This window comes from Candidatus Woesearchaeota archaeon (genome assembly GCA_026394965.1).
Lineage (GTDB): Archaea > Nanobdellota > Nanobdellia > Woesearchaeales > 0-14-0-80-44-23 > JAPLZQ01.
This window is the reverse complement of record JAPLZQ010000069.1, coordinates 1-8,354: the sequence shown is the minus strand read 5'-3', so window position 1 is coordinate 8,354 and position 8,354 is coordinate 1. Positions and strand designations below refer to the sequence as shown.

Annotated in this window: 11 protein-coding genes and 3 tRNA genes; 7 read left to right on the top strand and 7 right to left on the bottom strand. The window is 41.2% G+C overall.

The genetic code is table 11. The features are described from left to right. The 6 genes from NTV63_02860 to NTV63_02835 all read right to left on the bottom strand — a co-directional run. The coding region (locus NTV63_02860) for a hypothetical protein (protein MCX6709869.1) at positions 1–881 on the bottom strand (881 nt) is incomplete at its 3' end. 12 nt (positions 882–893) lie between these two features. After that, positions 894–1,187: a 50S ribosomal protein P1 gene (rpl12p, locus tag NTV63_02855; protein MCX6709868.1), complete on the bottom strand. Its 294-nt coding sequence runs from the start codon at positions 1,185–1,187 to the stop codon at positions 894–896. A gap of 71 nt (positions 1,188–1,258) precedes the next feature. Then, positions 1,259–2,023, bottom strand: coding sequence for a 50S ribosomal protein L10 (locus NTV63_02850; GenBank protein ID MCX6709867.1), 765 nt, complete (start codon positions 2,021–2,023; stop codon positions 1,259–1,261). A gap of 21 nt (positions 2,024–2,044) precedes the next feature. Next, complete coding sequence (locus tag NTV63_02845) at positions 2,045–2,695, bottom strand: 50S ribosomal protein L1 (protein MCX6709866.1); 651 nt, start codon at positions 2,693–2,695, stop codon at positions 2,045–2,047. Between the two features lie 273 nt (positions 2,696–2,968). Then, positions 2,969–3,139 (bottom strand) — tRNA-Glu (locus tag NTV63_02840). 54 nt (positions 3,140–3,193) lie between these two features. Then, positions 3,194–4,036 carry a ScpA family protein gene (locus tag NTV63_02835; protein ID MCX6709865.1) on the bottom strand — a complete coding sequence of 281 codons (843 nt, stop codon included), beginning with the start codon at positions 4,034–4,036 and terminating at the stop codon, positions 3,194–3,196. 154 nt (positions 4,037–4,190) lie between these two features. Between NTV63_02835 and NTV63_02830 the strand changes: the two genes are divergently transcribed. The 7 genes from NTV63_02830 (at position 4,191) to NTV63_02800 (ending at position 8,204) form a co-directional block, all read left to right on the top strand. Beyond that, positions 4,191–4,266, top strand: a tRNA-Val gene (locus NTV63_02830). A 3-nt stretch (positions 4,267–4,269) separates the two neighbouring features. Continuing rightward, positions 4,270–4,340: transfer RNA gene (locus NTV63_02825), tRNA-Gly, on the top strand. Between the two features lie 34 nt (positions 4,341–4,374). After that, positions 4,375–4,500 carry a hypothetical protein gene (locus NTV63_02820; GenBank protein ID MCX6709864.1) on the top strand — a complete coding sequence of 42 codons (126 nt, stop codon included), beginning with the start codon at positions 4,375–4,377 and terminating at the stop codon, positions 4,498–4,500. A gap of 5 nt (positions 4,501–4,505) precedes the next feature. Beyond that, positions 4,506–4,628 carry a hypothetical protein gene (locus NTV63_02815; protein ID MCX6709863.1) on the top strand — a complete coding sequence of 41 codons (123 nt, stop codon included), beginning with the start codon at positions 4,506–4,508 and terminating at the stop codon, positions 4,626–4,628. A gap of 91 nt (positions 4,629–4,719) precedes the next feature. Then, a complete protein-coding gene (locus tag NTV63_02810) occupies positions 4,720–6,063 on the top strand; it encodes a radical SAM protein (protein MCX6709862.1) in 1,344 nt (447 codons plus the stop codon). After that, positions 6,056–7,438, top strand: a complete 1,383-nt coding sequence (locus NTV63_02805) for a radical SAM protein (GenBank protein MCX6709861.1) — start codon at positions 6,056–6,058, stop codon at positions 7,436–7,438. The genes NTV63_02810 and NTV63_02805 overlap by 8 nt, the downstream gene beginning before the upstream one ends. Beyond that, positions 7,431–8,204, top strand: coding sequence for a polysaccharide deacetylase family protein (locus NTV63_02800; protein MCX6709860.1), 774 nt, complete (start codon positions 7,431–7,433; stop codon positions 8,202–8,204). Before NTV63_02805 ends, NTV63_02800 begins: the two co-directional genes overlap by 8 nt. Here NTV63_02800 and NTV63_02795 read toward each other — a convergent pair. Further along, positions 8,164–8,354, bottom strand: a 191-nt coding sequence (locus tag NTV63_02795; GenBank protein MCX6709859.1) for a hypothetical protein, incomplete at its 5' end; no start/stop codon positions are given. The two genes, NTV63_02800 and NTV63_02795, sit on opposite strands and share 41 nt — an antisense overlap.

The following is an 8,354-nucleotide window of genomic DNA, read 5'->3' as shown; positions in this document are numbered from 1 at the left end:
GTGAGCTTCTTGCCCTTCTTTATCTTGTCCTCAACAATCTCTTCCTTCTCCTTGAGGACTGTCTCATCCTTCTTCCTTTTCTCCTTTTTCTCAACATTGGAAATTGTGGTGAGCTCTTCCTTTCCCTTCTGCATCTCATTTATGTCGCTCTTGAACTTTGAGTTAAGCTCTGAAAATTTCTTCTTTGCATCGAAGAATTTTTCATACGCATTTTCCTCATTCTTCTTGAACTCATCAACAGACTTTGACACTTCAAGCATCTGCTCATGCTTCTTCTGGCTTTCGGCAGCAAGCTCCTGTATCCTTCTGTGGATTTCCTCAACATTGCTCTTCATATTGTCAATTTCCTTTGAGAGCTTGTGCGAGCCAGCCCAGACCTCGCTTATCTTCTTGGCATCTTCATACTCCTTCTTGAGCTGCTTTATGAGCTTCATTACCTTCTTCTCCTTTTCAAAGGAAAAGGCCTCTGTTTCAATGCTCATCTCAAGAGAGTCCATCTGCCTTTTAATCTCAGAAGGGTCTTTCTCAACCTTGTAGTCGGACATTATGCTCTTCTTCTGCTCATTGACAGCCTTTATCTGGGTTATCTTTTCCTTTATCTCTGAGTTGAGCTTGTTCCTCTCTTCCTTCAGAGTCCTTACCTGAGCAGTAAAGTCGTCCCTCTCCTTCTTGAGGTTCCTTATCTCGGCAATCTTAGCAGAAATCTCTTTCGCATAGTCCTCTTTCTTCTTGAACCATGCTTCCTTCTCCTCATTGACAGCGTTGAGCTGCTCCTTGATTTCGCCGACATTTTCCTTTATTTCGCCGACTTTCTCAAGTATCTCTTTCTTGCGCTCTTCAGGAGCGTCTCCGCCTGCGCTATCAGTTGTTTCTTCTGCCATTCGCTCTCATCCTTAGCCGAAGAGTGCTCCAAGACCTGCAGCTGCCTGCTCTTCTGTCTTTTTCTCCTCTTCCTTGTCAGCCTTTTTCTCTTCCTTTCCAGGTGCGCTTGGTGCAGCAGCAACTGAAACTGTCTGTGCCATCTCTATAGCCTTTTCAATGTCAACTCCTTCCAAAGTGGCAACCATTGCCTTGACCTTGGCTTCGTCAACCTTGACTCCTGCGGCTTCGAGAACCTTTTTCAGCGATGGTTCATCAATCTTTTTTCCTGCTTTGTGAATCAGCATCGCAGCGTATATGTATTCCATTTCTCTTACCTCCACGGATAAATTTAATTTTTTCCTTTCGCCTCAAAAATTGAATGATGCGCATGAAACTTTTATTGCGGGACAAGCGCTGAAACTGCCTGCGCCTGCCGGAATGCCTTTGCAATGATTATAGGCATGACTTCCTTTGCAGGATAGCCCGTTTCAACAGCAAGGCTGAAAGCCCAAGATGCAGCCATTCTCAAGTCCTCGAAAAGCTTTTTGTCGTCAACTTCAAGCGCGTCTCCGCTGTATATAACCCCGTTGTCATACAATGCAACAAGGTTAAGCCCTATTTCCATCGGCTCTATCCCGAACTTCTGGAGGACTGCAGCGATTTTTGCGTCAATCTTGTCGCCCTTTCTCGCAACAACCTTGTCCTCTTTAACGACAATCTTTCCCTTGTCAACGCCTGCCTTTATTCCAAGCTGTCCAAGCTCACTGATTATCGGCCCTGGAGTGAAGCTTGTCGGTCCTGCCGGTATTATCAAGTCCTTTGGCGATGTCTGCCCTGGCTTAGCTGGAGCAGATGATTTGCTCTTCCTGAGCTTCAATGCAATCTTGAACGGCTCCTGGTTTGTGAACACCATAGCGGGCATCCCGATGAGGTAATCCTTAAGCTCCCTGATTTTTGGATTCTTCACTTTCTCAAAGGCGTGCCTGAGAAGCGTCTTTTTGCTCATCCTTATTGTCAGGTCGCTCCTTAGGCGCCCCCTCATTTTCTGGAGCTGAGATGTTGGAAGGTTTTCCAGGTTTATTATTCCTATCACTGGATATTCATTCAGCATCTTAGCCAATTCTTCAACTTCCGTTTTTTTGTATTCAGCAACGTGTGCCATTAGTATCATCCCTTGCGTTCATTAAATTATTTTTATTGCCTTGCCCATTGTGGTTTTGACAATTGCGGCCTTTATGTTGTTCTCCTCGTTTGGAAGGGCGTGCACGAATGCATTGTAAATTACAAGGATATTTTCTGCAATCTCCTCATCCTTCATGTCCTCCATCCCAATCCTGCACTGCACCATAGGCGATGCCTTTAATTTAAGGGAAACTGTATTCTGAAGCCTGTCATAAAGGGGCTTCAGGTTCATTTTTGGAGGGAAGACGCATCCTGCCTTCGGATTCGGCATTTTGCCCCTTCTTCCGAGAATCTTACCGAATGATTTGGCTACAGCAGGCATTATGTTTGCCTGCGCGACGAAGAAATCAAATTCATTTGCGAGCTTTTTTGTCTTCTTTGGGTCAGTTTCATATGTTATGAACTGCTCCTGCGTAATTACCTTGTCGCATGCCTTTGCCTCTTCAAGGCTCTCTGCCCCTGAGAAAGCGCATATCTTCAGCTTCTTTGTGGGAGTGAAATGCAATGGGAGGTAAAGGTCTTTTTGGTTTTCTGTCTTCTTAAGGTCCAAATCCTTTACAGTTATTATTAAGTCAAAGCTCTGGACAAAATTTCTTTTCTTAGAGTTCTGCCTTGCTTTGGATATTGCTTCAATAATATTCTGCTTTTCCATTTTTCCTCTACCCTTCTACTGCCCGAAGCAAGTAGTTCCAGGGATTTCTTTTTTCTCTTCTTTGAAAGAGTGAATTTAAAATAAGTAATAAACGTGGAAATAGGGGTTATTTATAAAGCTTTGGTTTTACTTATACCTTAAGCTTTCTCTTCCTTTTCTCCTTCTTAATTCGCTTTCGCTGCCATTTCCAGCGCATCTGGCTTTTCTTTTTCCATCTTCTGGAACTTCTCTTCAAAAAATCACCACCATTTACGCTATCCGGTAATTATAAAATGCCCCGAATGGGACTTTCAGCGGGCTTTCCCATTTATGCCCGACGGAATTTGATTTTGCGTTAGCAAAATCCTCTTTTCCATCGAGGCTTTTCCTTGGAAAAGGCTCGTTTTGAACCCATGTCCCAGCCTCGAAAGGGCCGGATGATTGGCCGGACTACACTATCGGGGCATTCTAACTGGAGAATTTGCGGTTAGTTTTTAAAATTTTTGTTTTTAAAAACGTTCACATTGCGCTTTTAGCCTGCTCAGGCGCTTTAACTCTGGGGCGCCGTGGAGCCCTCTCCTTTTCGTGCCTTGCGCGCTCCTCCTCAAACTCCTTTTCCATCTCCTGATGAAGCTTTGCGCTGTAGAGCGCAACCTCAATCTCGCCGAAATGGCTTTTCTGGAGAAGGTCAATCTTCTGCTGGTTTGCAAGATGCAGGAGGGGAATGAATGTGAAAACCTTGTCCTCCTTTTTTTCAGAGGGCAAAAGCTCGGAGAACCTGACTGAAGCGCTTTTCTTCCAGGTAATAAGCGCCTTCAACTTTTCATAGATGTTGTTTATCAGCGTGACTATGTCCATCTTTTTTTCCGGGATGTCAAGGCGCCCGCTCGGCTCTCTCATAACGCGCCTGTGCTTCACCTCAAGAGCCTTCTGCAGTGCAAGAACCAAATCATACATTGACACCTTTCTGTTCCTTGGCTGTGGCGTTTTCGGAAAAAGCTCAGGGCGCTCTTCTAATGGATTTTTCCTGAATTCATTCTCAAGCCCGCTGTAGAAGTCATCAGCAATCATCTCAGTGCTTTCCTCTGCGCTTGCGAAAAGCCTGTCCAGCTCTGAAAGATTCTCTCCGATAAGCTGGTGCGATTTTATTTTCAGGAGTATCGCTGCAGCAAGAACGACTTTTCCTGAAACCCGGAAATTCATCTCCTCAAGCTTTTTTATTGCATCAATGTATTTCTTTGTGATGAGCGACACATCTATGTCCCAGGGGTCCATATTCTCGCTTTTCACAAGGTCATATATGAGCGCCTGCCAGGTGATATTGTCATCCTTTGTCAAGAGCTCAAGAATCCTGTCTTCCATTCCCAGACATGTTTTTTTATTTCCTTTTAAATTTTTGTATTGTGAAGTTCAGGCCTGAAAAATCCGCGTGCTATCCCTGTAATTATCAAAACAAAAACATTTTTATATGAAAAGCAAAACCTTTAAAAATTAAACGGGGCGCGTTGCTTAAGCCGGGCTCGTGGTTTAGTGGTTATAACGCTGCCTTTACACGGCAGATGTCGCCAGTTCGAATCTGGCCGGGCCCACCATTCGCGGCAATAGTCTAGTGGTAGGACATGTCCTTGCCAAGGATATAACCCGGGTCCGAATCCCGGTTGCCGCATATTTTTTAGAATGCCGAAGAAAAAGTGAACAATATGGAAACAGCAGAAATCCTTTTAATAACCCACATCCCTTACATTATCCTGGGATTTTACCTTGCGCTAAGCGCAAGGCGGCTGAGGAAGAAAGCTGAGAGAATATTAGAAAAATACATGGAGTGATTATGATGGAAACATACATATCTATTTTAATAACGCAGCTTCCGATTGCATTTGCATGCCTTTGGGGTGCCTATGAAATCCATCTGCTGAGAAAATTTGTTGAGGAAATTAGAAGAAAAAAGAAGTGAGGCAAAGAGATTAAGATTTTTCAGTTCTCCGATAATTTTATAACCTCTTTTGTTATTTTCTAACTTGATTTTATCGCAGGCGTGATTGTAAATGAGAATATTGCTTCTAAACCCTAAAAGCGCGGAATTTGAATTCAGGGACCCATTGTTTCTGCGCTGCGGGGGTGCTTCGAAAAAGGCGCCTTACATCCTTCCCCCGATAGGGCTTGCATACCTTGCAGCAGTGCTTTCTAAGAACTTTGATGTGGAGATAGCAGATCTCTCAGTTCAGGAAAAAAGCATCTCTTACATCAGGAGTTTTGACTGCGTGATTGTGAGCGCAGGGCTTTCGAGCATAGACGAAGACCTTTCCCTGTGCAGGAGAATAAAAACCAAAAAAAATGCAGTTGGGCTCTGCGGAATAACCCCCTCCTCTTTTCCTGAGGAGATAATGAAAAAAGAGAGTTCAATAGGATTTATCATTCAAAATATCACACCTGAGCTTTCAAAAATATCAGAAAAAAACATTTCTTCTTCGAACTTTTCAGGCATTGAAAACATATGCTTCAAAAAAGGAGGAAAACTGATAAAGAATAAAAGCGCTTCCCTTGGAAGCATTGACTCGCTACCTTCTCCAAGGTATAATCTTTTGCCTTCCGGCTATTATGACATACTTGCAAAAGGAAAAAGGATTGCTGCGATGGTAACAAGCCTCGGCTGCCCTTTCTCATGCAATTTCTGCTCTGCAAACAGCAGGAGAACTTATTCTGAAAAGAGCCTGAAAAGGATATTTTCAGAGATAAACACTTTGTGCAGTGAATATGATGACATACTCTTTTGGGATGACAATTTCACAGCTGACAGGAAACGGTGCGAAAAAATATGCGATTACCTGAAAACCAAGAAAATTAGTTTTAGGTGCCTCTCGCGCCCCGACTCAGTTGATTATGATTTGCTTAAGAGAATGAAAGAAGCAGGATGCTATCAAATCCAGTTCGGGATTGAATCAGGCTCGGAAAGAATGCTCTCCTTAATGAATAAACGCCTAAACCTTCCTGCGGCAAAGGAGACGCTTTCTGCCTGTGACAGGTTAGGAATTGAAACTGTTGCCTTTTTCATAATGGGGTATCCTGGAGAGAATGAATCTGATATTTCAAAGACAAGAAAATTCATAATGGAAACAAAGCCGGATTTCATCTCTCTTAACCAATATATAAAAATGCCTGGCTCGAAAGTTCAGGGAAAAGGCGCTCATTCTGATTTTAAGAATGCAGTAACCTCTGAAAGGATAGGAAATTTATACCGTGAGTATTACCTTAACCTTAATTATGTGCTTTCAAGAATGAAAAAGCTTGTTATGCATCCGGGATATGCATCACTTTTCATAAGGCAAAACATCAGATTTTGGAGAGAGCGCGAAGGAAAACTTTGGAAGGCAATACAGAAAAATGACTGATAAAAAAAAGCGAGTTCTTCTAATGAGCCCTAACATCTTCGCAGCATATTCCGGAAGTTTAGTCAGATATAAAGTAAATGCTGCTCCCACTCTTGCTATTGCAATGCTTGCCTCAATTTCAGAGAAGGAAGGATATAATGTTAAGGCTGTTGACTTGAGCGTTTCATCAGAAAGCGAGTTTCTATCCTGCCTTTCTGAATTCAAACCGCACATTGTGGGAATGACATTTACAATAAATCAATATCAAACTATTAAGAGCCTTATACATGTTGTGCGTAAGCATTCTCATGCGAAAATAATTCTGGGAGGGCCTCACGTTTCTGGATTTTCAATCCGCTCATTTAAAGAACTCAAGCCGGATATCATTGTAGTGGGTGAAGGAGAAACTGCTTTTCGTGAGATACTTCAACACAAGAACCTTAAAAATGTAGAAGGAATAGTATTCTCTGATAAGCACAATATCATTTCAACGGCTGCAGCCCATAGCGAAAAGCTTGAATTCTCACCATTTCCAGATTGGAGTGTTTTTGACATGTCAAAATACTCTCATAATAACACTTGCCTTAGCCTAGAAGGAAGCAGAGGCTGCCCATATTCATGTACTTTTTGTGATCATGGCGTTAGTGGAAACTCTTATAGAACAAAAAGTCCTAAGTTTATAGCTGAAGAACTTTCTCTTATAAAGCGTTTAGGTTTTAATAAAGCGTTTTTTGTAGATGATGAATTTGCTTTAGTCAAAGAACATACAATCCGCCTTTGTCGCATCATTATCGAAAAAAATCTTCAAATGAGTTGGGATGCTATTGGAGTGAGACTTGATCATATTGATAAGGAAACACTTTCTTTAATGAAAAAAGCAGGCTGCCACTTAATCGGCGTGGGAATAGAAAGTGGTTCAGAAAGGATTCTCAAGATTATTAACAAACAAGAAAGCATCAAACAAATAATTACGAGTATTAATGCAATAAGACACTCTGGGATAAAAACAACGGGTTATTTTATGATTGGCTTTCCTGGAGAAACAAAGGAGGATATAAAGCGCACAATAAACTTCGCATGTTCATTGGGGCTTACTTACGTAGAGACATCTTTCTTTACTCCTCTTCCTAATACACCTGCCTTTGCTAAATGCAGTAAAAAAGGCAGGCTTCTTGCGCAGAACTTCGAAGATTTTTCCTCTCTGCACAAAATAACTTTCATACCAGAAGGGCTCTCTGAAAGAGAGTTAAAAGCGTTTTACAAAACTTTTTATCTGAGATTCTATCTCAGGCCAAGGCAGATTTTTTATCTTATCAAATCTTCCATAACTGAAAAAACTTTATTAGACGACATAATCTCGTTTTTTAAAATTCTGATTGGCGGAAAAAATGAATGATGAAAAAAAGGCAATCCTGCTTTCAGTTGATTTGGACGGAGAACGGGCATTTTTACAGAAAGATAAGATGCGAAAAGACATTTTCCTGCAGAATGGGCTCCCAAACGCACTTGAATTTTTTAATAATCTTGGGATAAAGCCAACTTTTTTTGTGGTGGGAAGAAATGCTCTGGATTTTCCTAAAGAGCACAGGATGCTAAAAAAATATGATATTGGCAATCATTCATTCTCTCATATTAACTTTTCCTCACTAAATTATGTTGAGAAAGAGAATGAAATAAAAAAGGGGGAGGATGCAATAAAAAAAATAATAGGGAAAAAGCCGAAAGTATTCCGGGCTCCTGACTATTCAATAGACGAAAGTTCCATATCCATACTAAAAAGAAGGGGTTATCTGGCTGATTCTTCCCTCTTGAAAGTGATATTTCCTTTTCGCTATTATAAAAATTACCTGCTTAATAAGAACCTTGATAGAGACAAGTTTGAAATTCCAATGACGCATACTCTGCTTCCCTTCAATGGCACTTCAATGATAAACTATGGCGTTGATAAATCTGCAATAATGCTTGAAAGAATTTCAAAAAATGGAAGAATTCTCAACATAAATTTTCATGACAGGGATTTCACAAATGAAGGAATTAAGAGCCATCTTTTCCTTAACAGGGAAAAATCCAGGGAAACAACTGAAAAAATCATAGAATTCATGAATGAAAGGTTTCGGATAATCAGTTTTGATGATTTCCTTTCCTTGAAGCAGAGATTATGAAATAATTCCTGAAAAGCTCTTTTCTTCCTTTAATCAGGAAATGCTTTTCAACAATCGAAATTTCATCTGAAAAAAGGTTTATGAAAAGAGTTCCTCCTGGCTTCAGGAATTTTCCTGCTTCTCCTGCGAATTTCTCAATAAAAGCCCTTC

Bases quoted from the DNA above. Each gene is read 5' to 3' on its own strand.
- NTV63_02835 (MCX6709865.1), bottom strand. From the start codon at position 4,036: ATGGAAGACAGGATTCTTGAGCTCTTGACAAAGGATGACAATATCACC.
- NTV63_02820 (MCX6709864.1), top strand. From the start codon at position 4,375: ATGGAAACAGCAGAAATCCTTTTAATAACCCACATCCCTTACATTATC.
- NTV63_02845 (MCX6709866.1), bottom strand. From the start codon at position 2,695: ATGGAAAAGCAGAATATTATTGAAGCAATATCCAAAGCAAGGCAGAAC.
- NTV63_02800 (MCX6709860.1), top strand. From the start codon at position 7,431: ATGAATGATGAAAAAAAGGCAATCCTGCTTTCAGTTGATTTGGACGGA.
- rpl12p (MCX6709868.1), bottom strand. From the start codon at position 1,187: ATGGAATACATATACGCTGCGATGCTGATTCACAAAGCAGGAAAAAAG.
- NTV63_02815 (MCX6709863.1), top strand. From the start codon at position 4,506: ATGGAAACATACATATCTATTTTAATAACGCAGCTTCCGATTGCATTT.
- NTV63_02810 (MCX6709862.1), top strand. From the start codon at position 4,720: ATGAGAATATTGCTTCTAAACCCTAAAAGCGCGGAATTTGAATTCAGG.
- NTV63_02850 (MCX6709867.1), bottom strand. From the start codon at position 2,023: ATGGCACACGTTGCTGAATACAAAAAAACGGAAGTTGAAGAATTGGCT.
- NTV63_02805 (MCX6709861.1), top strand. From the start codon at position 6,056: ATGACTGATAAAAAAAAGCGAGTTCTTCTAATGAGCCCTAACATCTTC.